This window comes from Mycobacterium sp. NGS17, from assembly GCF_059813205.1.
Window position 1 is genome coordinate 604,895 of the sequence record NZ_JCALED010000002.1, and the last position, 26,084, is coordinate 630,978.

Sequence of the window (26,084 nt, forward strand, 5' to 3'; positions counted from 1 at the left end):
CGTAGAAGAAAATGCTTGTCCGCATGTTCAACGCCGTCAAGGTTGAGTCTGTTCCGCTCAACTCTACCGAGTTTTGAGCAATATGCCCTTCGGGGTACCCCGGTACCGATGACGCAGACGACGCAGCCACCCGACCACGCCGACGCCGAGCCCGCCAGACCTCCGCGTCGCGTTCCGCGGGCGTTCTGGCTCGCCGCGGTGGCCGCCGGACTGGCGCTCGCGGGCCTGGTCATCGTCGGATTGCACACCGATCTCACCGGCGATAGCCCGTCGACCACCGTGCCTCAAGCCGGCACGCTGCAGGTCAGCGGGACCGGCACCACGAAGACCATCCCCTGTCACGCCGGCTACCTCTCGGTCAGCGGGAAGAACAACACCGTCACCCTCACCGGGCACTGCACCAGCGTCAGCGTCTCCGGCAGCGGCAACCACGTCTCGGTCGACAGCACCGATGCGGTGAACGCGTCGGGCACCGGCAACGTCGTTCTGTACCACTGGGGTTCGCCCAAGATCGATGACGTCGGGACGACCAACATCGTCCGACAGGGCTGAGTCAGCGTCGGCCGAGCCTAGAATCGGGGCCCGTGGGCCTGGAGGATGTCGACGCACTGCGGGTGCTGCGCGATGCCTTCGCATCTGAGGGTGCCGGGCCGGCCGGTGGTTCCGGCGAGCTCGTCCACCGCTTCTACACCCATTGGTTCGCCCTCGACAGCTCGGTGCGCGACCTGTTCCCGCCCGAAATGGCCGCCCAGCGGCGAGCTTTCGGCCACGCGTTGCACTGGGTGTACGGCGAGCTGATTGCGCGGCGCACGCAAGAGCCGGTGGCCTTCCTGGCCCAACTCGGCCGCGATCACCGCAAATACGGTGTGCTGTCCCCGCATTACGAGACGCTGCAGCGGGCGTTGCTGGTGACGCTGCGCGCCCACGTGGGCGCGGCCTGGACCGATGCCCTCGACGAGGCGGCCGTGCAGTCGCTGAACCTGATCACCGGGGTGATGAGCGGCGCCGCCGACGCCGAGGAGGGACCCGCCTGGTGGGACGGCACCGTGATCGAGCACCTGCGGGTGTCGCGGGATCTGGCGGTGGTCCGGCTGCAGCTCGATCAGGCGATGCACTACCACCCCGGCCAATACGTCAACGTCCATGTGCCCCAATGCCCGCACCGCTGGCGGTACCTGAGCCCGGCGATTCCGGCCGACCCGAGCGGCGGGATCGAGTTTCACGTCCGCCTGGTCCCCGGCGGCCTGGTCAGCACCGCGATCGTCAACGAAACGCGCGGCGGCGACCGGTGGCGGCTGTCCAGCCCGCACGGCGGCCTGCGGGTCGACCGCGACGGGGAGGACGTGCTGATGGTCGCCGGCAGCACGGGCCTGGCGCCGCTGCGGGCGCTGATCATGGACCTGTCGAGGTTCGCGGTGAACCCGCGGATACATATCTTCTTCGGTGCCCGATACCGCTGCGAACTCTACGATCTGCCGACCCTGTGGCAGATCGCCTCGCACAATCCGTGGCTGTCGGTATCGCCGGTCTCGGAGTACAACAGCGACCCGTCGTGGGCCGCCGACTATCCCGACGTCACGCCGCCGCGTGGCCTGCACGTGCACCAGATCGGGCGGCTGCCCGACGTGGTGACCAAGTACGGCGCCTGGGGTGACCGGCAGATCCTGGTGTGCGGCGGGCCGGCGATGGTCAACGCCACCAAGGCCGCGCTGACCGCCAAAGGTGCTCCGCCCCAACACATTCAGCATGACCCGCTATGGAGGTAGCCATGCACGTCGTCACCCTGCGCGATCCCTCGGCCCCGCTGGTCGCCCAGTTCGTCCCCGGGGCGGGGATGATCGGCACGTCGCTGCGCGACGCCGGCGTCGAGCTGCTGGGCCAGCGCCGCGGCCTGGACGCCTACATCTCCGACGGCAAGACGATGGGCATCCCGATCCTGTATCCGTGGGCAAATCGGCTGAGCGAGAACACCTATACCGCGCAGGACGTCACCGTGACCCTGACGCCGGGGGAAAATGGGGTGCGCGCCGACCCCAACGGGTTACCCATCCATGGGGTCTTGGCCGCCTACCCCGGGTGGCGGGTGACGGCCGAGAACGCTGAGGAGCTGACCGCCGAACTGGATTTCGGCGCCGATCCCCGACTGCTGGCCAGCTTCCCGTACCCGCATGTGCTGGAGGTGACGGCTCGGCTGAGCAACCGGACGCTGACGGTCCGGACCACGGTCACGGCGACGGGCGACCGGGCGGTGCCGCTGTGCTTCGGGTTTCATCCCTACCTGCAACTGCCCGACGCCCCGCGGGCCGACTGGGTCATCGAGACACCCCCGTTGCGGCACCTGGGGCTCGATGACAAGGGCCTGCCGAGCGGTGTTTCCGAGTCGCAGCCGGCGCGCCGAGAAACATTGGGCGACAACACTTTCGACGACGCTTACGACCAGGTCGCCGAAGGCGCGGTGTTCGCGGTGTCCGGCGGCGGGCGGCGCATCGAGGTGCATTTCGAGCAGGGCTACCCGGCGGCGCAGATTTTCGCGCCGGCGCCCGACGACCCCACGAAGACCATCGTGTGCTTCGAGCCCATGACCGCACCCACCGACGCGTTGCGCCGGGGCGGCTACCGCTGCGCGCGCCCGGGCGAACCGGCGGTCACGCAGTTTTCGATCCGGGTGTGATCAGCGTCCCCGGCGCGGTTGCCACACCACCAGCGCGGTGCTCTTGGGCACCACCGCCACATCGCGGCGCTGGCTGACCCGCGTCTGCGCCAGCTCCTCGGTCAATTCCTTGACCCGGGACTGCAGCGCCTCGACCTGATTGGTCAGCTCGATGATCCGCTTGATGCCGGCGAGGTTGACCCCCTCGTCTTGGGAGAGCCGTTGCACCTCACGCAGCAGGTCGACGTCGTGCTCCGAATACCGCCGTCCCCCACCGGAAGTCCGGCGCGGGCTGACCAGGCCGAGCCGGTCGTAGGTGCGCAGCGTTTGGGCGTGCATGCCGGCCAGCTCGGCGGCCACCGAGATCAAGAAGGTCCGCGCGTCCTCTTTCCTTGAATTGCTCGAACCCTTGGCCATCAGCGATTACCCGCCCATCCGGCCCGCGGATCGAAGCCGCTGGAACGCTCCGCGGCGGCGTACGCCTCCAGCGCCTCCTGAGCGGCACCCTCCACATTGGGTGGTACGGCGACCTTTACGGTCACCAGCAAGTCGCCGTTGCCGCCGCTGCGCTTGGGCACACCGCGTCCCCGCACCCGCAGGATCCGACCGTCGGCCGTGCCCTTGGGCACCCGCACACCGACTTTGCCGTCCAGCGTGGGCACCGAAATGGTTGAGCCCAAGGCCAACTCGGTGAAGCTGACCGGAACCGTCACCGTGAGGTCGTCGCCGTCGCGCCCGAACACCTTGTCCGGGCGCACATGCACGGTCACGTACAGGTCACCCGACGGCGCACCGCGTAAACCCGCCTCGCCCTGGCCGGGCAGCCGAATCCGTTGTCCGTCTTCGACGCCCGGCGGGATCCGCACGTTGATGGTGCGCGTGCGGGTGGTGACGCCGGTGCCCTTGCACTCGTCGCAGGGGTGCTCGATGATCGAGCCGCTGCCCCGGCAGTCGGTGCACGGTTCGGAGAAGCCGAACGCGCCCTGGTTGCGGTTGATCACGCCGGAGCCGTTGCAGGTGGGACACACCTTCGGGCTGGTGCCCGGCCGCGCGCCACTGCCGTGGCAGTTGGTGCACGGTGCCGGACTGGTCAGCCGCAGCGGCATCGCCACGCCCTTGGCCGCCTCGACGAAATCCAGCTGGGTCTCGGTCTCGAGGTCGTTGCCGCGGCGCGGCCGGCTGGGACGGGCGCCCGAACCGCGCCCGAACAAGCCGCCGAACAGGTCACCGATGTTGGTGCCGCCGCTTCGGCCGGCGGCATCGAACAAATCGTTGAGGTTGAACTCAGCGCCGTCACCGCCGACGTTGAAGCCCCCGAACCCGCCGCCGTCGAACCGGCGCCCGCCGAAACCACCGCCGGCGAACAGCCTTCGGGTTTCGTCGTATTCCTTGCGCTTGGCCGGATCCGACAAGACGTTGTGCGCCTCGGAAACGGCTTTGAAGCGTTCGCCGGCGGCCGGGTTGTCGGGGTTGGCGTCAGGGTGCAGATCGCGCGCCAACTTGCGATAGGCGCGTTTGATCTCTTCGGGGCTGGCGTCGGAGGAGACGCCCAGCTCCTTATAGAAGTCCTTTTCGACCCATTCGCGCTGGGCCATGTCGCGTCACCCCCTCACCTTTCGTTTGTTGTGCTGATTGTGTGGTCTAGTCACCGGATGTGCCGGCGTTATCGTCCGATTCGGCCGGCCCGGTTTCCCCGGCCGCCGCGGCCGACTCACCGGTCCCGGCGTCGCCCTCGTCGTCGACCGTGTCGACGACGCCGACCAGAGCGTGGCGCAGCACCTGATCGCCCAGTTTGTAGCCCTGTCGCATGACGGTGCCGATCACCGGCCGGGAGCCGTCACCTTCGTGCTGGACGGCTTCGTGCAGCACCGGGTCGAAGTCCTCGCCCTCCTGGCCGAACGCCGACAGGCCGAGGCCGGTCAACGCGCTTTCCAGCTTGTCGGCCACCGACTTCAGCGGTCCGGACTCGAGGTCGCCGTGCTTGCGCGCCCGGTCGAGATCGTCCAGCACGCCCAGCAATTGGTTGACAACCGCGGCCTTCGCCCGATCCGCCGCGGCCTGCTGGTCGCGCAGCGCCCGCTTGCGGTAGTTCGCGAAGTCGGCCTGCACCCGTTGCAGATCGGCGGTGAGCTCGGCGACTTTGCCGTCGCCCTGGTCCGCCGGCTCGGCGGCCGGCGCCCCTCCCGGCGCGTCGCCGGGAGGGACCTGCCGCACTTCACCGGTCTGCGGATCGATTCGCCGCTTGTCGGTGACTGTCACCTGTTCTTGTGGGTTGCTTTCCGTCACTTGGACTCCCGGTCATCGTCGACCACCTCCGCGTCCACGACATCGTCAGCGGAGCCAGACCCGTCGCCGGCCGCACCGCCACCGGCCTGCTCGCCGGCGGCCTGGGTGGCCTCGTAGATCGCCTGTCCGAGCGCCTGGGATTCCTGGCCCAGCTTCTCCATCGCCGCCTTGATCGCGGTGATGTCGGTGCCGGCGAGGGCCGACTTGGCCTCGGCGATCGCGGCGTCGACCTTGGACAGTGTGTCCTCGGGGACCTTCGAACCGCCCTCGGCTTCGCGCTGATCCTTGACGAACTTCTCCGTCTGGTAGACCAGCGATTCGGCCTGGTTGCGGACGTCGGCCTCTTCGCGACGCTGACGGTCCTCCTCGGCGTGCGCCTCGGCGTCCTTGATCATCCGGTCGATCTCCTCCTTGGACAGGCCGGAGCCCTCCTGGATCTTGATCGTGTTCTCCTTGCCGGTGCCCTTGTCCTTGGCCGTGACGTGCACGATGCCGTTGGCGTCGATGTCGAAGGTGACCTCGATCTGCGGGACGCCGCGCGGAGCCGGCGGGATGCCGGTCAGCTCGAAGGAGCCGAGCAGCTTGTTGTGCGAAGCGATTTCGCGCTCACCCTGATAGACCTGGATCTGCACCGACGGCTGATTGTCGTCGGCCGTGGTGAAGGTCTCCGACCGCTTGGTGGGGATGGTGGTGTTGCGTTCGATGAGCTTGGTCATCACGCCACCCTTGGTCTCGATACCCAGGCTCAGCGGCGTAACGTCAAGCAGCAGAACGTCTTTCACCTCGCCCTTCAGCACACCGGCCTGCAGGGCAGCGCCCACGGCGACAACCTCGTCGGGGTTGACGCCCTTGTTGGGCTCCTTGCCCCCGGTGAGCTCCTTGACCAGCTCGGTCACCGCGGGCATGCGGGTGGAACCACCCACCAGCACCACGTGGTCGATCTCGGAGACCGAGATGCCGGCGTCCTTGATCACGGACTGGAAGGGCTTGCGGGTGCGGTCCAGCAGATCCTGTGTGATGCGCTGGAATTCGGCGCGGGTCAGCTGCTCGTCGAGGAACAGCGGGTTCTTGTCCGCGTCGACGGTGATGTAAGGCAGGTTGATCGAGGTGCTCTGCGAACTCGACAGCTCGATCTTGGCCTTCTCGGCGGCCTCACGCAGCCGCTGCATCGCCATCTTGTCCTTGGTCAGGTCAATTCCGCTGGTGCCCTTGAACTTATCGACCAGCCACTCGACGACGCGGTCGTCCCAGTCGTCCCCGCCGAGGTGGTTGTCACCACTGGTGGCGCGGACCTCGACCACACCCTCACCGATCTCGAGCAGCGAGACGTCGAAGGTACCGCCACCGAGGTCGAAGACCAGGATGGTCTGTTCCTTCTCGCCCTTGTCCAGTCCGTAGGCCAGCGCGGCCGCGGTCGGCTCGTTGACGATGCGCAGCACGTTCAGGCCGGCGATCTGGCCGGCCTCCTTGGTCGCCTGACGCTGGGCGTCGTTGAAGTACGCGGGCACGGTGACGACGGCGTCGGTGACGTCCTCGCCCAGGTATGCCTCGGCGTCGCGCTTCAACTTCATCAGCACGCGGGCGCTGATCTCCTGAGCGGTGTATTTCTTGTCATCGATCTCGACGGACCAATCGGTGCCCATGTGCCGCTTGACCGAACGGATGGTGCGGTCGACGTTGGTGACAGCCTGGTTCTTGGCGGGCTGGCCGACGAGCACCTCGCCGTTGCGCGCGAAGGCGACGATAGACGGCGTCGTCCGCGAACCCTCGGAGTTGGCGACGACGACAGGGTCGCCCCCCTCGAGAACTGCGACGACGGAGTTGGTGGTCCCGAGGTCGATACCGACCGCACGAGCCATAGTGATTCCTCCTGAATGTGTAGAGCTTGTTTGGTGCCACTATGCTGAGTGAACCCCGCTCAAGCCTGCCCTTGGGGCCGGTGGGCTGTCAACCCAGCATTGAGTGTGGTTCGCTCAACTTGTCGTTCATGTTAACGGCGGTCCGTCCCGCCTTGTTCCCGGGGGTGGCAAAAAAACTTCGGCGCTGCCGAGGATCGGCGGTCACGCGGAGATAAACCCCGGCCATCGGCTCTGCATCGATCGTCGCGCCGGGGCAGCTAGGTCCGCTTCTCGGTGCGTAACCTAAGTGCCGCTATTCGAATCGTCTGGGGAGCGGCGGGTGCGGTTTTCGGAGAATGGGCGGCGGAGCCTGGCCGGTGGTTCGCTGCTGCTCGTGGCCCTGCTGGCCGGTACGGAGCCGCTCTCGGGCTGCAGCTCCATCATCGGGGGCCGCCCCGTGGCGTCGCCGGGAGCCGGGCCCACCGAGCCGTCTTTCCCCACGCCCCGATCCACCCCGCCGTCGGCCACCGCCGCCCCGGCCCCCGGCCCCGGCCCGTCCGCCGCGCCGGCGAACCCGACCACTCCGGCGGGCGCCATCCCGCTGCCACCCGACCAGAACGGTTACGTCTTCATCGAGACGAAATCCGGCGTGACGCGCTGCCAGATCAACAAGGACACCGTCGGCTGCGAGGCACCGTTCACCAACTCCCCGCTGCAGGACGGTGAGCACGCCAACGGCGTCAGCATCAACACCGGCGGCAAGGTGCAGTGGGTGCTGGGCAACCTGGGGGCCATCCCGACGGTCACCATCGACTACAAGACCTACGCGGCGCAGGGCTGGACGATCGTCGCCAACGCCGACGGCACCCGCTTCACGAACGACCAGACCAAGCACGGCATGTTCGTGAGCGTCGAGAAGGTCAACACCTTCTGAGCCGGGCTCCATCGCGGGAGCCCGAGCGCGCGTGAATTGATTGCCAACCCGACGTCGGTAATCTTGCCGATGAGCTCGGGAGGGGGCGGCGATGCTTGTCGGTGCCGGTAGGCCGCGGTCGGTTTCCCAGGCGCCCCGCGCACTGCCCGCCACGTCCGGAACCGGGTGGATCCGAAGTCGGGCGAGCACCTGACGATCTCATGCAACTGCGATACCTGAGCATCCCCGCGCTGATCGGCGCGGCCGGCGGCGACCCGTGGGCGATCAATGCCAGCCTGCAAGCCGGCAGCCCGCTGCAGATTTCCAATCTTGCCCAGGCATTTCTTCGCGCAGGCCGGTGCACCACGGAGGCCAGCAACGCGTTCGAACAGGCCCGTACCCGCTTCGAAGCCGCCTGGAATCACCAGGACGGCGGTCACCCGATCAACGACTCCGACGAAGTTCAGCGGGTGACGAAAGCGCTTGGGGCGCAGTCCCTGCAGATACCGAAGATCGGTGCGGACCTGGAGAACATCGCCGCGACGCTGGCCGAGGCGCAGAAAGCCGCGGCCGGTCAGATCGCGTCGCTGGAAGCAAGGCTGCAAGAGCTCGACGATTTGATCGGCGAAGCCGACGAGATGGAGGACGACGAGGACCTCAGCCAGGCCGATTTCGATGCGCTGGAGGCGTTTATCGCCACATGCGAAGACGATGCCGTCCGGGCAACCAAGTCGGCGCTAGGCCAGCTGCAGGCGACACGCGACGGTTACTCCAAGTCGTTTCAGGACGCGATGGGGACTCTGCACGCGGACGGATATGACGCTCCCGGTGCCGGGCCGGCGCCCGGTCAGCCGGCAGCCGGCCAACCCGGCGGGGGTCCCGGCCCGGCGCCACCGGGCCAACCCGGCGGGGGTCCCGCATTGACCCCGTCACCGGGGGAAGTGGCGATCGGGAGCGCGGGTGCGATCGCCGGCGGGACCGCCGACGGTGTGCGTCAGACGACGCTCAACCTGCTCGCCGAGTCCCCGGGTACGGGTCCCGGCAAGGCTGATCCGTGGCTGTTGAAGTGGTTCGAGGATCCCAAGGTCGCCGGAGTTGAACTCCCGGGATTCACCCGTATCGGCGGGGTGGTTGGTGTGGCCAGCGCGGTGCCCGCCGTCCTGTCCGACATCCATGACGGAAACTCGGTGCCAGAGGCCATAACCCGCGAGACTGCTGGTGTCGCCGCCGGGCTGGCCGCGGGCGCGGAAACCGGCGCACTGATCGGTTCGGTCGTTCCCGGTGCCGGGACAGCGGTCGGTCTGGTGGCAGGCGCCGTCGTGGGAGCGGGCGCCGCCTGGGTGGCGTCCAAAGCAGTCGAAGTGTCCTGGGAGCCGGTCGCCGATGCCGTCGGCAGCGCGGTGCACGGCGTGGAATCCGTCTTCGGGTTCGGGTAGGAGCGACTTCGATGCGATTCGATGACTTCGTGCAGGAGCACAGCCTGGCTGTGTACCCGGTCGATCGATTTGCCGGGTTTGTGGTTGAGGTGGGAGTACCACCGGGTTGGGAACCCTTCGACTCGGCTGTCGGGGCGCGGGTGTGGGCCTGGCGCAACGACCCATGCATCGAAGTGTTTTGCGCTAACGCGGTTCTGACGATGCATCGCGTCGAGGCTGCTTTGGACCCAGCCGGCGTTTTCGCGATGTTGGTCGAACAGCAGTTGCAGGCGGCGCCGGGCTGTCGAGAGCAAAGCCGCGAACTGGGTGTAGCCACCGAAGGTGCCGGCGTCACGGGGTTGCTCGCAATGAAGATCGCGCATGAACTCGGCACGATCGACAGCGAGTCGAAGTCCCGGATCATCACGACGGAGCAGGAGACGTTGATTGCGCAACTCACGATGACGGCCCTCACCGATTCGCTGGTGGACCGGGCACACATCTGGCTGAAGGCCGTTCCGGGGCCGGTGGTAAGTCCAGCGCTCGCGGGTCACCGCGCCCCGCTGACCGGAAATACGAAAGGGCTCTGATGGCCGATAGCGGGAAGAGAGGCCGTTGGCGGCGGATGCTGCGCTACGCCATAGGTGGCGCCCTGTGCCTGCTTGCGGTCATTAACGTGCTGGTCGGAGCGCCATGGCCCCTAGCTCTCGGCGGCGCTGTGACCGGCGGAATCATCCTCATCGGTCACCGCCGGATCTTTCGCGCCGGGGTCAGCCGAACTGGTGACGAGATCGTCTGCCGCTACATTCCCTGGTACGAGGGCAATGCCTACAGCGCGTTAGTGCTCCTCCCGCTGATGGGGGTTGCCATGGTGGCCTTGGGGCTCGCACCCGGCAATCCGAGATGGCTGCTGTACGGCGGCGTCATCCTCCTGGCGGGTGTGACCCCGCTGTCCCTCTGGGGCATCGTTCGTATGTGGCTGCATTCTCTTCTCTGCTTTAGCCCGTCGATGTTGACCGTGCGGTTGGCCGAGCGTGGGAGCCAGTTGACCGAAATTCGGCGTGAGCTGGTTGCGTCGATCGAGCCCAAGCTCGTCCCGCTGCCGCCGCGTGCTGACTCGTTGCAAGTCGCAATCGCTTACCGCCCCGTGGAGATCGGCGACGGCACTACCAAGACGGTGCTGCTCGGCCTGCGGCTGACGGTTCAACCGGTCAACCTGCTCAACGCACTCATTGCCTGGCGAGACGGCGCCCGCGACGACCCGGGCGAGCTGCTGGATCGCATCGAAGGGATTCTCCGAGGCCGCTCAACGCCCGGCGTGTGACGGGACCGATCAGAGCTTGGAGCCCAGCCCCGCGATCAGATTGATCGTCACCGCCAGCACCACCGCCCCGAGCAGGTAGGACACCAGCGCATGGCGCAGGACCGTCGCCCGGATCGAGGCCAGCCCGATCTCGGTGTCCGACACCTGGTACGTCATGCCGACGGTGAATGCGAGATAGGCGAAATCCCGGAAGCGCGGCGGCTCGGGATCGTGAAAGTTGATGCCGCCCGGGTCATCCGAGTAGTAGAGCCGCGCGTAATGCACGGAGTACAGCGTGTGCACGGCGACCCAGGACGCGGCGACGGTCAGGACGCCGACGACGGCGGCGGCCAGGGCTTCGTGGCCCGAGCGTGAGCCCGCGGCCACCACGTAGCCGACTCCGACCAGGCTCGCGACGCTCGCCGACAGGATGACGGCGTCGGCGACCCATCGGGTGGGGTCCTCCCGCGTTGCCCAGCGGCAGGTCTGCTCGGCATCCATGCCGAGCAGGGTGAGGTGCGTCCATGCCGCATACATTCCGGCGGTGGCGATCCAGCCGGCCAGCGCATAACGCCATCCGGCGGTGTTGCCGACCACGACGGCGACCGCCACTCCGAGGGCCACGCAGACCGATATCCGAACCGCGACCGTGTCTCGCAACAACTTCACCAGGGAATCCACGACCTCGACCTAACCACTACACGGGCCGGCATCAGCAGATTGGCAGGTGCGGTTAGTACCATCGGTGCCGTGGCATCCAATGGCCCACGCGACGACTTCCACAACCAGCCGACCCAGCATGGCGAGTTCGGCGCACCCGAACAGCCGCCGACCGGCCAGGTTCCGTCCTCCGGTCCGCCGCCGAACCCGCCCCGGGAGCCCGAGGGGCCCGGCGATGTCGACCCGTTTGACCAGGAGACCGAGCCCACTCCCTGGTACCGCAAGCCCGCGATGCTGATCGCCTGGCTGATCTCCGTCGTCGTCCTGATCGCGTTGATCGTCTTCGGAGTCATCGAGCTCACTCACGGACAGCAGACCGTCAACCACGTCCCGAAGACGACGACGAGCACGACGACCACCACCACGACGACCCCGACCACCACCACGACCACCACGTCCTCGCCCAGCAGCGAAGAGTCACCGACGCAAGAGCCACCGGCGCAGCCGCCGCAACAGCAACCCACGGGCGGGCAGACGCAGCAGCCGTCGCATCACCACCATTTGCCGCAGCTGCCGCCGGTGATCACCGTTCCGGGGGTGCCGAATCCGGTCACGGTGCCCCCCGGGCTGCGGTAGCGAGTCGGTGGCAGCCTCGATCACGGTTGCGCCGCGCAGCGCGGGCGAAGCCCTACACTCGCTGCAATCTACGGTCGCTGCGGTGAGGGCGACCGCGCGAGGGCAACGGGACAACTGACACAGGGGTGCAGCAGATGAGCGAATCGCTCGGGCTATCGATCGGGGTGGCCAACCTGGTCGCCGCCCGCGCGGGCAGCGCTCCGATAACCCGCAGCTCGGTGGTCACCCTGTTCGAACAGCGACCTACCGAAGTCGGCCTGCCGGAAGAGAATCCGAATCTGACCGAACCCGGACTGGTGCTGCGGGGATTCGTCGAACGCGTCGGCGACCGCGCGCCATTGGTGGCGGCCGACGGCACCAAATACCTCGGCGCGGCGCTGACGGTCGAGGCGATCGAGGCCATGGCCCGCGCGGTCGGCTACGGGACACCGATCACCATCGCGGTGCCCGCCTACTGGTCCCACGACCAGTTCACGGCGCTGCGCGAGGAGTTCTTCGCGCAGTCGGACCTGGCGCGCGGCGGGGTGGCGCCCATGCTGGTTTCCGATGCCACTGCCGCGCTCGCGGCGCTGCGCGGCACGCCGGGCTTCAGGGCCGACGGCGTTATTGCCTTGTGCGACTTCGGCGCGGGCGGCACCACCGTCACGTTGATGGACGCCAAGGCCGGCTTTGCGTCCGTCGGCCCGGCCGCGCGGTACACCGAATTCTCCGGCGACGCGATCGATCAGCTCATCCTGGACCACCTGCTGGCCTCCGACGTCAGCACCGCCATGCTGGGCGGCACCGCGCGGGTCGGCCCGCAGGCCCGCCTGCTCGGCGCATGCCGGCGCGCCAAGGAACAGCTGTCGACGGCCGCGGTGAGCACGATCGCCGGGGCTTCCGGTGAGGGTTCCCAGCTCTCCCGCACCGAATTCGACCAATTGCTCTCCGCGCCGCTGGGCCGGTTCCTCTCATTCGTCGAGGAGTCGTTGCGCCGCAACGCGATTCCGAACACAGGACTGAGCGCCGTGGCGATAGCCGGCGGCGGTGCGAACATCCCGTTGCTCAAAGCGCGCTTGTCGCAGCGCTTCGGGGTGCCGGTGCACAGCACCGTGCAGCCGGCGCTCAGCGCCGCCCTCGGCGCGGCGGTGCTCGGCCCGCACTACACGTCGGGAGGAGCTCCGACCGCCGCGGCCGCCGCCGTGGAAACACCGACCGAACTGGTCGGCACCGCCGGGCTCGACATGACCCAGGCCGCATGGGGGGCCCAGGCCACCGACGTGGACGACGCCCTGGCGTGGTCGCAGGACGCCGACAACGACGAGCCGGTGCCATATACCGGACGCGACGCCACCGGCGAATACGCCAACGAGGCAAGGGAATTCGACGGCGCGACCGGCAGCCGCTACGCTGCCCCCCAGGCGCGACTGCCCTGGTACAAACGCACGGCGCTGGTGTTGAGCGTGGCGGGGGCGGCCGCGGCGGTGCTGGTGGCCCTGATCCTGGCGATCAACCTGTTGTCGACCAAGTCAACGCCGGTCAGTCCCACGTCGCCACCCACCCAGCCCCCGCAAACGGTGACCATCACCGGGCCGAACGACAGCACCACCGTCACCGTGATCCCGGCGCCGCCGCCGTCCACCGAGCCGTCGGCCACCACCACGACGCCGGGGCCGGCGCCGTCGACGACGACGACCACCACCACGGCGCCGCCGAGCACGACCACAACCACGACCGCCGCGCCCACCACGACGTCGCAGGCGCCCACCACAACGTCGCAGACGGCCACCACCACCGCGCCGACGACCACGCGCGGGTGGCCCCTGCCGCCCATCTTCGGGCGCTGACGCACCAGACACGGATGGCCGCCAAGCGGCGGCCGTCGAAGGGCCATTCAGCGAAGCATGGTGGCGCTCATCACTTCGGCGAGCGTCGCCTCTTAAGTTAGGGCAGCCTTTCTCGCGCTGAAAGCCGCAAAGATGTAACTATGAGCGGGGCTTTAGCAGGCAAATAAGCACAGCCGAATTTATCTATGCATTGGGGAGACCTTCTGTGACAACGCAGATGCTCATCAGGCTGATCGTGGGCATGGGCATGACGCTGGTCGTGGCCGCACTCGCCGCACGGCGTGTCCTGTGGCTGTTCAAGCTGATCACGTCCGGCAAGCCGGGCCCGGGTCACACCGACGATCCCGGCAAACGCGTCTGGGCAGAGGTCTCCGAGGTGTTCGGTCAGCGCAAGCTGTTGAAGTGGTCCATCCCCGGGCTGGCGCACTTCTTCACCATGTGGGGCTTCTTCATTCTGCTCACGGTCTACATCGAGGCCTACGGTCTGCTTTTCCAGGACAACTTCCACATCCCGATCATCGGGCGCTGGGACGCACTCGGCTTCCTGCAGGACTTCTTCGCGACCGCAGTCTTCCTGGGCATCGTCACCTTCGCCATCATCCGGCTGATGCGCAGCCCGAAGGAGATCGGGCGCCAGTCACGGTTCTACGGCTCGCACACCGGCGGCGCCTGGCTGGTGCTGTTCATGATCTTCAACGTCGTCTTCACCTACGTGTTCGTGCGCGGAGCCGCGGTCAACAACGGCACGCTGCCCTACGGCAACGGCGCCTTCCTGTCCCAGCTGTTCGGCGCCATCCTGCGACCGCTGGGCCAGCCCGCCAACGAGATCATCGAAACGACCGCGCTGCTGCTGCACATCTTGGTCATGCTCGCGTTCCTGATCATCGTGCTGCACTCCAAGCACATGCACATCTTCACGGCGCCGATCAACGTCATCTTCAAGCGGCTGCCCAACGGCCTCGGCCCGCTGCTGCCGCTCGAACACGACGGCAAGCCGATCGACTTCGAAAACCCGCCCGACGACGCCGAATTCGGTCGCGGCAAGATCGAGGACTTCAGCTGGAAAGCCGCGCTCGACTTCGCCACCTGTACCGAGTGCGGGCGCTGTCAGTCGCAGTGCCCGGCGTGGAACACCGGCAAGCCGCTCTCGCCCAAGCTCGTCATCATGGACCTGCGCGACCACTGGATGGCCAAGGCGCCCTACATCCTGGGCCAGAAGGAATCTCCGACCGAGTCCACCCCGGAGGGTGGACTCGGTGAGAAGTTGGCCGGCGAGGAGCACGCCGAGGCGCACCACGTCCCGGAGTCCGGCTTCGGCCGCGTCATGGGTTCCGGGCCGGAGCAGGCCACCCGTCCGCTGGTCGGTACCGAGGAACAGGGCGGCGTCATCGACCCCGACGTGTTGTGGTCCTGCGTGACCTGCGGCGCCTGCGTCGAACAGTGCCCGGTGGACATCGAGCACATCGATCACATCGTCGACATGCGCCGCTACCAGGTGATGATGGAGTCGGAGTTCCCCTCCGAGCTTTCCGTGCTGTTCAAAAACCTGGAAACCAAGGGCAACCCATGGGGCCAGAACGCGTCGGACCGCACCAGCTGGATCGACGAGGTCGACTTCGACGTGCCCGTCTATGGCGAGGACGTCGACAGCTTCGACGGCTACGAGTACCTGTTCTGGGTGGGTTGCGCCGGCGCCTACGACGACAAGGCCAAGAAGACCACCAAGGCCGTCGCCGAGCTGCTGGCCATCGCCGGCGTGAAGTACCTGGTGCTGGGCACCGGCGAGTCCTGCAACGGCGACTCCGCCCGCCGCTCGGGCAACGAGTTCCTGTTCCAACAGCTGGCCGCCCAGGCCGTCGAGACCCTGGACGGGGTTTTCGAGGGCGTGGAGACCGTCGACCGCAAGATCGTCGTCACCTGCCCGCACTGCTTCAACACCCTGGGCCGCGAGTACCGCCAGCTCGGCGCGAACTACTCGGTGCTGCACCACACCCAGCTGCTCAACCGGCTGATCCGGGACAACAAACTGGTGCCGGTGACGCCGGTGTCGCAGGACATCACCTATCACGACCCCTGCTACCTGGGCCGGCACAACAAGGTCTACGAGGCGCCGCGCGAGCTGATCGGGGCCGCGGGAGCGACCCTGACCGAGATGCCGCGGCATGCCGAGCGCAGCTTCTGCTGTGGCGCCGGCGGCGCGCGGATGTGGATGGAAGAGCACATCGGCAAGCGCATCAACCACGAGCGCGTCGACGAGGCGCTGGCCACCGGGGCCGCCACGATCGCCACGGGTTGCCCCTTCTGCCGGGTGATGGTCACCGACGGTGTCAACGACCGCCAGGAGGAAGCCGGACGCAGCGGCGTCGAGGTGCTCGACGTCGCCCAGATCCTGCTCGGGTCCCTCGAGTACGACAAGGCCACGCTGCCGGAGAAGGGCACGGCTGCTAAGGAGGCCGAGAAGCGGGCGGCTGAGGCGCCCAAGGCCTCGGCAGCCACGGTTGAGGCGCCGGCCGAGGCGCCCGCCAAGGCCGAAGCACCCGCCAAGGCCGAGGCCGCGCCGAAGTCCGAGGCCACCGCGGCTCCCGCCGCGCCCGCCAAGGGCTTGGGTATTGCCGGCGGCGCGAAGAAGCCCGGCGCCAAGAAGGCCGCTGCCGAACCGGCTAAGGCCGAGGCACCGGCCGACGGCGGAGAAGCCAAGGCATCCGCCGCACCGGCGAAGGGCCTGGGTCTGGCCGCCGGCGCCAAACGGCCCGGCGCCAAGAAGGCCGCCCCGGCGGCCGCGGCCCCCGAGGCCAAGGCAACCGCGGACGCGACCCCCGAAGCGGCGACCGATACCAAAACCGAAGCCAAGGCACCCGCCGCCCCGGTCAAGGGCCTGGGCATCGCCGCGGGCGCCAAGCGGCCCGGCGCCAAGAAGTCGGCACCGGCGGCCGCGGCCCCCAAGGCCGAGGAGCCGAAAGCCGAGGAGCCCAAGGCCGAGGAGCCCAAGGCCGAGGCTGCGCCCGCCGGCCCGGCGGACGCCGAACCCGAGCCGGCGCCGAAGGCCGAGCCGGCAGAGCAGACCGACGGCGACGGCGCACCGTCGCAGCCACCCGTCAAGGGCCTGGGCATCGCCCGTGGGGCGCGTCCCCCCGGGAAGCGGTGACCTGCATCGTTGCGGCTTCGTAGCAAATATCAGTGGACAGTGATGGCACCATTGGTGGTGTGACCACCCATCAGCTGCCTCTGCACGCGTCGGCTCATCACCGGCCGCAGCGCAGTTTCGCGCAGTCGTCGAAGCTTCAGGACGTCCTGTACGAAATCCGCGGGCCGGTGCACGCACACGCCGCGCGGCTGGAGGCCGAGGGGCATCGCATTCTCAAGCTCAACATCGGCAACCCGGCGCCGTTCGGCTTCGAGGCGCCCGACGTGATCATGCGCGACATGATCCAGGCCCTGCCGTACGCCCAGGGATACTCCGACTCGCGGGGCATCCTGCCCGCCCGCCGGGCGGTGGTCACCCGCTACGAGGTGATCGACGGATTCCCCCGCTTCGACGTCGACGACGTCTATTTGGGCAACGGGGTGTCCGAGCTGATCACCATGACGCTGCAGGCCCTGCTCGACAACGGCGACGAGGTGCTGATCCCGTCGCCGGACTACCCGCTGTGGACGGCGTCGACATCCCTTGCGGGCGGCACGCCGGTGCATTACCTGTGCGACGAGACGCAGGGCTGGCAGCCGGACATCGCCGACATGGAGTCCAAGATCACCGACCGCACCAAGGCGCTGGTGGTGATCAACCCGAACAACCCGACCGGCGCGGTCTACACCAGCGAAGTGCTCACCCAGATCGTCGATCTGGCGCGCAAGCACGAGCTGCTGCTGCTCGCCGACGAGATCTACGACAAGATCCTTTACGACGACGCCAAGCACATCAACCTGGCCACGCTGGCGCCGGACATGTTGTGCCTGACGTTCAACGGCCTGTCCAAGGCCTACCGGGTGGCCGGCTATCGGGCCGGCTGGCTGGCGATCACCGGGCCCAAGGACCACGCCAGCAGCTTCATCGAGGGCATCAACCTGCTGGCGAACATGCGGCTGTGTCCCAACGTTCCGGCGCAGCACGCGATTCAGGTGGCCCTGGGCGGTCACCAGAGCATCGACGACTTGGTCCTACCGGGCGGGCGGCTGCTCGAGCAGCGCGACGTCGCGTGGACCAAGCTGAACGAGATCCCGGGGGTGTCCTGCGTCAAGCCCGCCGGCGCGCTCTACGCGTTTCCCCGGCTTGACCCCGAGGTCTATGACGTCGAAGACGACGAACAGCTCGTCCTCGACCTGCTGCTGCAGGAGAAGATTTTGGTCACCCAAGGCACCGGCTTCAATTGGCCGGCACCGGATCACCTGCGCATCGTGACGCTGCCGTGGGCCCGCGATCTGGCGGCCGCGATCGAGCGGCTGGGCAACTTCCTCGTCGGCTATCGGCCGTAAGCATCCGCGCGGCCGCCTCTACGGTGGAGCGGGTGACGCACTCCCACTCGCACAGCATGGCCCGCTCATCGGAGGGCCCGTCCGGGGTCGATCCGTTGCCCGCCAGGATCGTCGTCGGGTTATTGGTCGCTATCGGCGTGGCGGTAGCCGTCGGCGCGATCGTGCTCTGGCCCAGCCGCCAGCACGTCGACATCCCGATGCCGCTGCAGAACGCGGCGGGCGGCGCGGTGAGCACGCAGGCCGGGCACGTGCTGTCCAGCGCGGTGGGCGACTGCGGCAGCCCGTCGGCCAGCCAGGTCCTCACCGGCGCGCCGCAGCAGGCCCTGCCCGGCGCGGGACGGTGCGTTTTGACCCAGGTCTCGATCGATTCTGGACCCAATGCCGGGGCCCAGACACTACTGGAGTCCTCCCCTGGCCCCGGCCAACCGAAATTCGCGGTGGGCGACCACATTCGACTCGTCCGTCAGGTCGACGATCAGGGCGCGACCAGTTATGCGTTCTACGACTTCGAACGTGGTTGGGCGCTAGGCGGTTTGGCGATCGCGTTCGCGGTGGTGATCGTGACCGTGGCGCGCTGGCGTGGGCTGCTCGCGCTGGTGGGCATCGTGGTCGCGTTCGTGGTGCTGGTGACGTTCCTACTGCCGGCGCTGCGCGACGGCGCACCGGCTGTTCCGGTGGCGCTGGTGGCGGCGGCGGCGATCCTGTACGCGGTCATCTATCTCGCGCACGGGGTGAACCTGCGGACCAGCGCCGCACTGCTGGGCACCCTGTCGGCGCTGCTGTTGGCGGCCGGATTATCATGGGCGGCAATACAACTGGCGCACTTGACCGGTTTATCGGACGAACAGAACAGCACCGTCAGCGCGTATCTTGGCAGCGTGTCGATCAGCGGCCTGCTGCTCGCCGGCTTCATCATCGGGTCGTTGGGTGTGCTCAACGATGTGACGGTGACCCAGGCCTCGACGGTGTTCGAGCTCGCCCACCTCGGCGGCTCGCGGCGGGCGATCTTTGTGGGCGCGATCCGGGTCGGCCGCGATCACATCGCCAGCACTGTTTACACGCTGGTGCTGGCCTACGCCGGCAGTTCGCTGCCGCTGCTGTTGCTGTTCAGCGTCGCCAACCGCTCGTTGACTGACGTGCTGACCAGCGAGAGCGTGGCGATCGAGATCGCGCGCTCGGCGGTGGGCGGCATGGCGCTGGCGCTGTCGGTGCCGCTGACGACGGCAATCGCCGCGGTGCTTGCCAAACCTAGAATCGACTCCGCTCCAACAGGTCCAGCAGATAGCCGCCGTAGCCGGACTTGAGCAAGCCCTGTGCGCGCTCGGCCAGCTCGTCGTCGGTGATCCAGCCGCGCCGCCACGCCACTTCCTCTGGGACGCTGACCTTCAGGCCCTGCCGCCGCTCCAGGGTGCGCACGAAATCGCTTGCGTCCAGCAGCGAGTCGAACGTCCCGGTGTCCAGCCACGCGGTGCCGCGGGTCATCACCTCGACCGAGAGCCTGCCCCGGCTCAGGTAGATCTGGTTGACCTCGGTGATCTCGTATTCGCCGCGTGCCGATTTCTTCAGGCCCTTCGCGATTTCGACCACGTCGTTGTCGTAGAAGTACAAACCCGGCACCGCGTAGTTGGATTTCGGCGTCTTGGGCTTCTCCTCCAATGACAGCGCCCTACCGTCATCGCTGAACTCGATGACGCCGTATGCCGATGGGTTGGCGACCCAGTACGCGAAAACCGCTCCCCCGCTGACGGATTGGAATCGACTCAGGCTGGTGCCCAGGCCCGGGCCGTAGAAAATGTTGTCTCCCAACACCAAAGCCACCGGCTCGTTCCCGATGTGCCCGGCGCCCAGGACGAATGCCTGGGCCAGACCATCGGGCTGTTCCTGCGTCACATAGCTGATGTTGACCCCGAACTGCGAGCCGTCGGCCAGCAGTCGCTGGAATCCGGGCGCGTCGTGTCGAGTGGTGATCACCAGGATGTCGCGGATGCCGGCCATCATCAGGGTGGACAGCGGGTAGTAAACCATCGGTTTGTCGTAGACCGGCAGCAGCTGCTTACTTATGCCGGTGGTGATCGGATGCAGGCGAGTGCCCGATCCGCCGGCCAGGATGATTCCGCGCATTGGATGGCTCCTGATGCCTTGGTCTGCCCTATTCGACGGCGTCGGACTCGGTCAGCTCGGTCGCCGCCAGCGCCGTCGCCAAGCTGTCGTGCCGGAAAACGGAGGTGACATGGTCGCGGACAACGCGAAATGCCAGCGCGTCGGCGCCCGCCCCCGGGCCGTCAGCGCTGCCCAGTTTCTGTTCGGCGACGACGACGCCGTCGTGCACATACATCTGGCCGAGCTGCGCGGAAGACCGGCGCGAGGTGGCCCAGTTACGCAGCGCCTGGTGGCCCTGCGCGGCTCCGTGCGCGTCGCCGATCTCGATGTCCTCGCTGGACAGGGACTCCAGGGTGGCCAGGTCAGAAGAGTTCAGGGCGTCGTGCCATGCCAGTACGGTGGCGATCTCCGATGTGGTCATGGTGTGCAAATTACCGTGCGGCTCCCCGGCTAGAGAGGAGTACGGGCCAACCAGCGCTCCCACACGGCGTCGTCACCGAACAGCTCGACGCCCGTCTCGGCCAGCGGCCGGCGGCGCAGTATCGCCAGCAGCAACTCGGTCGCGCCACCGCGCAGCGCGGCGCTGCCCTTGCCGTGCCGATGCGACCAGGCGATCCGGCCCTGCTCGACGGCGATGGTCCACTCGCCGTCGTCGCCCAGCCCGGCATCGGTGGCGTGCAGATGCAGGGTGTCGCCCTCCTCCAGCGGAAGCGGCGTCCCTTCGCCACCCGCCTGGATCGCCACCCGCTCCAGCCATTCGGTGATGCCGTCGGCGGCCACGGCGGGTTCCAGGGTGAAGTCGCGGCTCAGCGCGATCGCGGCGTCGGCGCGGTGCACCGCGACCTCGTGCAACCGGCGCCGGACCCACCAGTTCGCCGCGCGCGAACCCAGGAAGGTCCAGACCGGCGTTTCCACCCCGGTCAGCTCGACGGCGTCGATCAGCCGCTGGGCACCGCCGTGCAGCCAGGCGATCGCTCCGGCCGGATCGGGCGGCGGCTTACCGCCTTCCACCGTGCGGGGATCGAGGTAGCTATCGAGTCGCTCGCGCACGATCTGCGCCGCCCAGCGATCGCCGCGGCCGACGTGACGGAACAGTTGCCGCAGGGTCCAGCCCGGGCAGGTCGGCACGGGCGTCGACTCATCGGCGTCCTGAAAAAGCTCTGCGAATGCCCGATTCTCGTCGAGGAATGCGCCGGCGAAGTCCACGCCGGTCACGCTACCCGCACGGCGTGCCCGCCGGCGCTTTGCCGCCGTGACTTGAGCGCGTTGGGTCGACAGTGCAGTCTTACTAACGAATACGGGTCGGGAGGAGTGCTGGGGTGGATCGCCAAGGGCTCGCCGCCGATTGGGACAGTGGGATCGCACCGGCCGTAGGCGGGCTGCAGGACAACGCCGCAGCCCGGGGCCTGCAGCTGGACTACTCGATCGAGTCGCTGCGCGCCGTGGAGTCCGTGATACGAACCCTGTTCGACGAACCGGAACACGTGTTGCGCGCCGAGGAACGTCCGCTCGTCCAGGCGTTGATGGCCTACGTCGGGCTTTCCCTGATACGTCTCACCGGCGGGCGCTGGGACTGGGATGACGAACCGGGCTTCGCGCAACGGGCCCGTCCGGCGCTGGCCGACGCCTCGCTTGCCGAAGCGGTCGCCACCCAGATCTGGGCGTGGCCCGATGCCGAACACACTGCGGCCGGGATTCCCGTTGCCGTCCCGGGCGACGGGCTGGGCCTCGAACCCGTTTCTCCATTGCATCTGTTGCTGGCGACGGTCGCGGACCGACCGGAAGATGACAGCGGGCCGGTGGCGCGAACCTACTCCGCTTGGAGAGCGAAGGTGTCCACCCCGCCGAAGCGCGGTGTGATCGGCATCGACATCTACGACACTCCTGCCGCATCAACAGGATTGGACGCATGGCTCGCCGCGCGCCGGCAAGATTCTCCCGCTTGGGCAGCTCGTTATCCGGGCACGTGGGACAACAGCCCGGAAAGCATTGACGCACTCACCGAATTGACACACAGCGTCACGCCGACGGTGGATAGTCTTTACGACCCGGCCAACGCGGACTTCGTCCATGGCGCCACGTGGTACCTGGGCGAGATGCTGTGCCGCGCGGATCCCGCCCGCTGGGTGGACCGTCCACACATGGTGCGAGACGGCGAGCCCGCCCTCGTCGGCTATCACATTCAAACCAATGACGAAGCCGCCACAACAAACCCGTTCCTGCTGCTGGAATTGTGCCTGACGACGGGGCAACCAAAGGCGCGAAGCGTTTACGACAAGTGGGTAAGGCACCGCAGAGATTGTGATGATGGTCAGGCTGCGCCAGCTGAACGCTCGTGGTCGTGTCCGCGACCGGCCATCGCTTGACTTGTACGGGCGGGGTTGGTCGGTGCAGTCTTACCTAGTCGAATAGCGGTCGGGAGGAGCGCCGGGTTGGATCGCCAAGAGCTGGCTGCCGATTGGGAGAGCGGGATCGCCCCGGCGGTGGGCGGGCTGCAAGATAACGTTGGTCCCCACGGCCTGCACCTGGACTACTCGATCGAGTCGCTGCGTGCCGTGGAGTCCGTAACGCGAAATCTATTCGAGGAACCCGAGCACGTGCTAGACCCCCGGGAACGAGCTCTGGTTCAGGCATTGATGGCCTATATCGGACTGTCTCTGGTCCGCCTGACCAGTGGCCACTGGGATTGGGACGATGCACCCGATTTCGCGGTACGCGCCCGCCCTCCCCTCAGCGACCGTGCTCTCGCGGAGCCGATCACCAATCAAACTTGGTCGTGGTCAACGGGCGCACCGGGCCCGCCCGGCATCCCCATTGCGGTCCCGGGCGACAAGCTGGGACTTGAGCCCATTTCTCCGCTGCATCTGTTGCTGGCCGCAGTGGTCGAAGAGCCGGGCAACGATGACGGGCCGGTCGCGCGAACCTACTCCGCTTGGAGAGCGAAGGTGTCCACCGCACCGAAGCCCGGGGTACCGGGTATCGATATCTTCGATTCGCCTACTGCCTCAACGGAATTGGATTCCTGGCTGACCGCACGCCAGCAAGAATTTGCCGGGTGGGCCGACCGCTACCCCGGCACTTGGGATTACAGTCCCGATAGCATCGACGCCGTCACCGAGCTGGCTTTCAAGCTCACTCCCACCACTGACGAATTCAACGATCCGGCCAACGCAGACTTCGTCGAGGGCGCCTCCTGGTACGTGGGTGAGGTGCTGCTGCGCAGCGTGGGGGCACGTTGGGTGCATCGCCCCCACATGGCGGCGCGCGACGGAGCCCCGGCGGTCGCGGGTTATCAGGTGCAGACGAGCGACGACTCCGACACGGCATCGCCGTTCCGGTTATTGCGCCTCAGCATCACGACAAAAGAGCACGAGGCGCGCGGACTTCACGATGAGTGGGTCGATTATTTCAAGGGTGGCCAATCGTGACGGTGTGGTTGCGGGGGCTCGTTGTCCTGATACTGGTCATCTGCTTCGGTCTTCATGGCGTGCCCGTAGCCCACGCGAATTACGGCGGCTACGGCGACTGCGACCCTGGAGTTCCGATGCCTGGCTATGACGCGACACAGATGGCTCCGCCCGACGAAATGCATACCTACAACTACGATCCGCTGAGCCAGGACGTTCGCAATGCGGAGGAACCGAGTCCGGACAAGCTGGAGCGGATCAGCGTCAATAATGCGGTCAGGGGAAACGCAGACACCCTCGATGGGATGCTGGCTCGCTGGAAGATTTATGTGAATAGCGGCGGCTCCAAGCCTTGGGAAAAGTGGAAGAACGCTTATATCAACGTCCTTCAGAACCGGCGCGTGGGCCCGGCCTTTGAGAAGTTTATTTTCGAAGGCTTGAAGCTAGGCGATTTGCCACCCGAAGCCGGCTGGCAGACCAATAAACAGCTGCCCAAGAATATTTTGTCGAACGGTCCCGTCTTCGACATCTTCAACATCGCCGATAAAGTGCCGGTCTCGAAATGGCTGATGATCGAAGCCAAGTCCGGCACCACGCTGGGTGCGCACGCCCGCAAACAATTCATCGACCACATTCAGAGAATGGGGCAGCTTGGCTCGTCGCTGATGATCATGTTCGGGGGCAGGCCGACCGATTCGACGCAGAAGTGGATAAAGCAAACAATCGATGATTTGAGGGCCGCCGGCGTGAAGATGCCCCCCGCATTTTGCGCCCGCTACGTACCCGCCAAACCGCAGGAGAGAACGGATCCCGGCTCCGCGGCGGGCAATTCGGCTCCGCGACCCGCGCCGGATCCCGTTCTGGATGAATCGGCGGATTCGCCCGAGGACCAAGCACTCGAGGACCAGATAGCCAGTGGCCTCGAGGCGGAGGACAACCCCCCCGAGCAGCCGGTGCCCGGGCAGGCACCGGCCAACGCGCCGATCCCGGTGGGCGCAAATCCAGCACCGGCTCCCGCGCCGCAAGCGCCCGTACCCGCACAGCAAGAACCGGCTCCCGCCCCGCAAGCACCTGTGCCCGCGCAGCAAGAACCGGCTCCCGCCCCGCAAGCACCTGTGCCCGCGCAGCCCCCGGCGCTACCGGCACCACAAGCACCGGCACCACACGCACCCGCACCGCAAGCACCCGCGCCACGAGCACCCGCGCCGCAAGCTCCCGCGCCGCAAGCGCCTATGCCCGCGCCACGAGCTCCTGTGCCCGCACCGCGGGCACCCGCACCGCAAGCTCCCGCACCGCGGGCGCCCGCACCGCAAGCTCCCGCACCGCGGGCGCCGGTGCCCGCGCGGCCCCCGTCCGCACCGTCTCCCCCGGTGGGCATACCCGTCTCGGCATCGCCTGCCCCCTTGGGCGGGATCGACTTCACCTCGCTCGAGATGCGTTACGTGACCGACTCCGTCAACGGCAAACCGGCCATGCAGTACGCATTCAGCGCGAACACCCTGCCGGCGACGGAGGCCTCCTACGGTGGGCGACGCAACGCGAAGATGGCATTGGACGCCTTTTATGTCTGGCTGGCACTGCCACCGCAGAATTTCTGGGTGAACCTCAAGCCCACCGAACCTGACCGCATCATCGAGGCCGCATTCGGCCGGACCGAAGCCGGCGAGGTGCTGCTCGAGGCAGACCTGGAAATGAAACTGGTGTCCGCCCGACTGCAGAAGACCGACACCGAACTCGGTCGTCGTTTCGTCGACGCCATGCAGGGCAACAAATGCTACCTGGGCAGGCGGTTATGGATCGTGCCGCAACCGGCCGAAGTCCACGAAGACGGCGACCAGCTCTACATTCTCAACACGCCGCTCACGGTGAAGATCGGAACAGATCAAAGCGATGTCACCCCGGGCACAGACTTGTGCCAAGACCAGGATCCGGTGGCCACCGACCACAACGGTCAGCTGTACCAGCAGATGATCATGCCCGCGCTCATCGACGCGGTGAATCACAACCCTGATTTCGCCGATCTGCGCCGCGTCTACACCAGCCGGGTGGCGGCCGAGTGGTACCGAAAGCGCAACGCCAACAAGCCAACCCAGTACGCGAAGCTCATCGATTCCGGGAACATCGACGACCTGACTGTGCCATGGGATCCGCGCGCGGTGTGGGAGCGTTACCTGGATTCCACGAAGCATCCCGAGCCCACCTTCAGCTGGACCGACGCCAAGGGGACGACGTGGACACGGTCATGGGGCGGAGTCGATTTCAGTAAGGTGGAGACCCACGACATCGGCGCGCCGGAGTTCACTCAGAAGTACGACTCGGTGGCAAAGACGGCGGGGCCATCGATCATCGGTCCGCTGGTCCAGGACAACGCCAAGCAGGTGTGGTTGGGCAACGTGGTCAGCTCAGTGCCACTGGACCAGATCTGGCCGTCGAAGCTGAGTCCGTGGGTGCCGTTCGTGGCTCCGGCAACGGCGCCGTCAAAGCCGTTGTTCTACTTGGTGATTCTGCCCGCGGTGGCCTGGCTGGGCGGCGGCGGATATCTCCTCTGGCGCCGACGACGAGCGGCTGGGGTGCGCTGAC

Annotated in this window: 25 protein-coding genes; 15 read left to right on the forward strand and 10 right to left on the reverse strand. The window is 67.3% G+C overall.

The genetic code is table 11. The features are described 5' to 3' along the window. Positions 1-108 precede the first annotated feature (108 nt). Genes AC5Y7E_RS07070 through AC5Y7E_RS07080 form a run of 3 tightly spaced genes read left to right on the forward strand, consistent with a single transcriptional unit; the run spans position 109 to position 2,671 of the window. A complete protein-coding gene (locus AC5Y7E_RS07070; protein WP_499917884.1) occupies positions 109-552 on the forward strand; it encodes a DUF3060 domain-containing protein in 444 nt (147 codons plus the stop codon). A 32-nt stretch (positions 553-584) separates the two neighbouring features. Beyond that, positions 585-1,766 (forward strand): FAD-binding oxidoreductase, encoded by a 1,182-nt coding sequence (locus tag AC5Y7E_RS07075; protein ID WP_499948128.1) that lies wholly within the window; start codon positions 585-587, stop codon positions 1,764-1,766. A gap of 2 nt (positions 1,767-1,768) precedes the next feature. After that, positions 1,769-2,671, forward strand: coding sequence for an aldose 1-epimerase (locus tag AC5Y7E_RS07080; protein ID WP_499948130.1), 903 nt, complete (start codon positions 1,769-1,771; stop codon positions 2,669-2,671). On the opposite strand, the gene AC5Y7E_RS07085 is transcribed toward AC5Y7E_RS07080, so the two are convergent. From AC5Y7E_RS07085 to dnaK, 4 genes are read right to left on the reverse strand one after another with little or no spacing between them, the layout of a single operon-like run. Further along, positions 2,672-3,067, reverse strand: a complete 396-nt coding sequence (locus AC5Y7E_RS07085) for a heat shock protein transcriptional repressor HspR (protein ID WP_499948132.1) — start codon at positions 3,065-3,067, stop codon at positions 2,672-2,674. It abuts the gene before it with no gap. Further along, a complete protein-coding gene (dnaJ, locus tag AC5Y7E_RS07090; protein ID WP_499917881.1) occupies positions 3,067-4,245 on the reverse strand; it encodes a molecular chaperone DnaJ in 1,179 nt (392 codons plus the stop codon). The genes AC5Y7E_RS07085 and dnaJ overlap by 1 nt, the downstream gene beginning before the upstream one ends. A 46-nt stretch (positions 4,246-4,291) precedes the next feature. Next, complete coding sequence (grpE, locus tag AC5Y7E_RS07095; RefSeq protein ID WP_499948134.1) at positions 4,292-4,936, reverse strand: nucleotide exchange factor GrpE; 645 nt, start codon at positions 4,934-4,936, stop codon at positions 4,292-4,294. Beyond that, positions 4,933-6,795 carry a molecular chaperone DnaK gene (gene dnaK, locus AC5Y7E_RS07100; protein ID WP_499917879.1) on the reverse strand — a complete coding sequence of 621 codons (1,863 nt, stop codon included), beginning with the start codon at positions 6,793-6,795 and terminating at the stop codon, positions 4,933-4,935. The genes grpE and dnaK overlap by 4 nt, the downstream gene beginning before the upstream one ends. 319 nt (positions 6,796-7,114) lie before the next feature. Between dnaK and AC5Y7E_RS07105 the strand changes: the two genes are divergently transcribed. From AC5Y7E_RS07105 to AC5Y7E_RS07120, 4 genes are all read left to right on the forward strand, one after another. After that, positions 7,115-7,708 carry a hypothetical protein gene (locus tag AC5Y7E_RS07105; RefSeq protein ID WP_499948135.1) on the forward strand — a complete coding sequence of 198 codons (594 nt, stop codon included), beginning with the start codon at positions 7,115-7,117 and terminating at the stop codon, positions 7,706-7,708. Positions 7,709-7,908: 200 nt separating this feature from the next. Beyond that, a complete protein-coding gene (locus AC5Y7E_RS07110; protein WP_499948136.1) occupies positions 7,909-9,123 on the forward strand; it encodes a putative alpha/beta hydrolase in 1,215 nt (404 codons plus the stop codon). A gap of 11 nt (positions 9,124-9,134) precedes the next feature. Further along, a complete protein-coding gene (locus AC5Y7E_RS07115) occupies positions 9,135-9,692 on the forward strand; it encodes a hypothetical protein (RefSeq protein WP_499948138.1) in 558 nt (185 codons plus the stop codon). Beyond that, positions 9,692-10,426: a hypothetical protein gene (locus AC5Y7E_RS07120; RefSeq protein WP_499948139.1), complete on the forward strand. Its 735-nt coding sequence runs from the start codon at positions 9,692-9,694 to the stop codon at positions 10,424-10,426. Before AC5Y7E_RS07115 ends, AC5Y7E_RS07120 begins: the two co-directional genes overlap by 1 nt. 9 nt (positions 10,427-10,435) lie before the next feature. Here the strand turns inward: AC5Y7E_RS07120 and AC5Y7E_RS07125 are convergent, their stop codons facing one another. Further along, positions 10,436-11,086 (reverse strand): DUF1345 domain-containing protein, encoded by a 651-nt coding sequence (locus AC5Y7E_RS07125; RefSeq protein WP_499948141.1) that lies wholly within the window; start codon positions 11,084-11,086, stop codon positions 10,436-10,438. 69 nt (positions 11,087-11,155) lie between these two features. On the opposite strand from AC5Y7E_RS07125, the gene AC5Y7E_RS07130 reads away from it, so the two are divergent. From AC5Y7E_RS07130 to AC5Y7E_RS07150, 5 genes are all read left to right on the forward strand, one after another. After that, entirely contained in the window at positions 11,156-11,701 is a 546-nt protein-coding gene (locus AC5Y7E_RS07130; RefSeq protein ID WP_499917873.1) for a hypothetical protein, read from the forward strand. Between the two features lie 134 nt (positions 11,702-11,835). Further along, positions 11,836-13,527 (forward strand): Hsp70 family protein, encoded by a 1,692-nt coding sequence (locus tag AC5Y7E_RS07135; RefSeq protein WP_499948142.1) that lies wholly within the window; start codon positions 11,836-11,838, stop codon positions 13,525-13,527. Positions 13,528-13,732: 205 nt separating this feature from the next. Beyond that, positions 13,733-16,672: a (Fe-S)-binding protein gene (locus AC5Y7E_RS07140; RefSeq protein WP_499948144.1), complete on the forward strand. Its 2,940-nt coding sequence runs from the start codon at positions 13,733-13,735 to the stop codon at positions 16,670-16,672. 32 nt (positions 16,673-16,704) lie between these two features. Further along, entirely contained in the window at positions 16,705-17,997 is a 1,293-nt protein-coding gene (locus AC5Y7E_RS07145; protein ID WP_499917869.1) for a pyridoxal phosphate-dependent aminotransferase, read from the forward strand. Positions 17,998-18,029: 32 nt separating this feature from the next. Beyond that, on the forward strand, positions 18,030-19,301 hold the full coding sequence (locus AC5Y7E_RS07150) for a YibE/F family protein (protein WP_499948146.1): 1,272 nt from the start codon (positions 18,030-18,032) through the stop codon (positions 19,299-19,301). Here the strand turns inward: AC5Y7E_RS07150 and rfbA are convergent. Genes rfbA through AC5Y7E_RS07165 form a run of 3 tightly spaced genes read right to left on the reverse strand, consistent with a single transcriptional unit; the run spans position 19,246 to position 21,303 of the window. Continuing rightward, complete coding sequence (gene rfbA / locus AC5Y7E_RS07155) at positions 19,246-20,118, reverse strand: glucose-1-phosphate thymidylyltransferase RfbA (RefSeq protein WP_499917868.1); 873 nt, start codon at positions 20,116-20,118, stop codon at positions 19,246-19,248. The genes AC5Y7E_RS07150 and rfbA overlap by 56 nt on opposite strands. 28 nt (positions 20,119-20,146) lie before the next feature. Further along, the gene (locus AC5Y7E_RS07160; RefSeq protein WP_499948148.1) at positions 20,147-20,518 is read right to left on the reverse strand and encodes a nuclear transport factor 2 family protein; all 372 of its coding nucleotides are present in this window, start codon (positions 20,516-20,518) and stop codon (positions 20,147-20,149) included. 29 nt (positions 20,519-20,547) lie between these two features. Further along, positions 20,548-21,303, reverse strand: a complete 756-nt coding sequence (locus AC5Y7E_RS07165) for a maleylpyruvate isomerase family mycothiol-dependent enzyme (RefSeq protein ID WP_499948149.1) — start codon at positions 21,301-21,303, stop codon at positions 20,548-20,550. A gap of 113 nt (positions 21,304-21,416) precedes the next feature. On the opposite strand from AC5Y7E_RS07165, the gene AC5Y7E_RS07170 reads away from it, so the two are divergent. Both AC5Y7E_RS07170 and AC5Y7E_RS07175 read left to right on the forward strand, forming a co-directional pair. Beyond that, positions 21,417-22,463, forward strand: coding sequence for a hypothetical protein (locus tag AC5Y7E_RS07170; protein ID WP_499948151.1), 1,047 nt, complete (start codon positions 21,417-21,419; stop codon positions 22,461-22,463). Between the two features lie 66 nt (positions 22,464-22,529). After that, the gene (locus tag AC5Y7E_RS07175) at positions 22,530-23,525 is read left to right on the forward strand and encodes a hypothetical protein (protein WP_499948152.1); all 996 of its coding nucleotides are present in this window, start codon (positions 22,530-22,532) and stop codon (positions 23,523-23,525) included. Between the two features lie 422 nt (positions 23,526-23,947). Here AC5Y7E_RS07175 and AC5Y7E_RS07180 read toward each other — a convergent pair whose 3' ends face one another. Together AC5Y7E_RS07180 and AC5Y7E_RS07185 are read right to left on the reverse strand one after the other, a co-directional pair. Continuing rightward, entirely contained in the window at positions 23,948-24,136 is a 189-nt protein-coding gene (locus AC5Y7E_RS07180) for a hypothetical protein (RefSeq protein WP_499948154.1), read from the reverse strand. A gap of 598 nt (positions 24,137-24,734) precedes the next feature. Next, positions 24,735-24,896: a hypothetical protein gene (locus AC5Y7E_RS07185; protein WP_499948155.1), complete on the reverse strand. Its 162-nt coding sequence runs from the start codon at positions 24,894-24,896 to the stop codon at positions 24,735-24,737. Positions 24,897-24,907: 11 nt separating this feature from the next. Here AC5Y7E_RS07185 and AC5Y7E_RS07190 point away from each other — a divergent pair, with 11 nt between their 5' ends. Continuing rightward, entirely contained in the window at positions 24,908-26,083 is a 1,176-nt protein-coding gene (locus AC5Y7E_RS07190; RefSeq protein ID WP_499948157.1) for a hypothetical protein, read from the forward strand. Position 26,084: the final 1 nt, after the last annotated feature.

Excerpts from the sequence above, each read along its gene's own strand:
- dnaJ (WP_499917881.1), bottom strand. The coding sequence starts at position 4,245 with ATGGCCCAGCGCGAATGGGTCGAAAAGGACTTCTATAAGGAGCTGGGC.
- AC5Y7E_RS07135 (WP_499948142.1), top strand. The coding sequence starts at position 11,836 with ATGAGCGAATCGCTCGGGCTATCGATCGGGGTGGCCAACCTGGTCGCC.
- AC5Y7E_RS07085 (WP_499948132.1), bottom strand. The coding sequence starts at position 3,067 with ATGGCCAAGGGTTCGAGCAATTCAAGGAAAGAGGACGCGCGGACCTTC.
- AC5Y7E_RS07110 (WP_499948136.1), top strand. The coding sequence starts at position 7,909 with ATGCAACTGCGATACCTGAGCATCCCCGCGCTGATCGGCGCGGCCGGC.
- AC5Y7E_RS07115 (WP_499948138.1), top strand. The coding sequence starts at position 9,135 with ATGCGATTCGATGACTTCGTGCAGGAGCACAGCCTGGCTGTGTACCCG.
- dnaK (WP_499917879.1), bottom strand. The coding sequence starts at position 6,795 with ATGGCTCGTGCGGTCGGTATCGACCTCGGGACCACCAACTCCGTCGTC.
- AC5Y7E_RS07185 (WP_499948155.1), bottom strand. The coding sequence starts at position 24,896 with ATGCCGAGACGGGTATGCCCACCGGGGGAGACGGTGCGGACGGGGGCC.
- AC5Y7E_RS07070 (WP_499917884.1), top strand. The coding sequence starts at position 109 with ATGACGCAGACGACGCAGCCACCCGACCACGCCGACGCCGAGCCCGCC.
- AC5Y7E_RS07080 (WP_499948130.1), top strand. The coding sequence starts at position 1,769 with ATGCACGTCGTCACCCTGCGCGATCCCTCGGCCCCGCTGGTCGCCCAG.
- rfbA (WP_499917868.1), bottom strand. The coding sequence starts at position 20,118 with ATGCGCGGAATCATCCTGGCCGGCGGATCGGGCACTCGCCTGCATCCG.
- AC5Y7E_RS07120 (WP_499948139.1), top strand. The coding sequence starts at position 9,692 with ATGGCCGATAGCGGGAAGAGAGGCCGTTGGCGGCGGATGCTGCGCTAC.
- AC5Y7E_RS07160 (WP_499948148.1), bottom strand. The coding sequence starts at position 20,518 with ATGACCACATCGGAGATCGCCACCGTACTGGCATGGCACGACGCCCTG.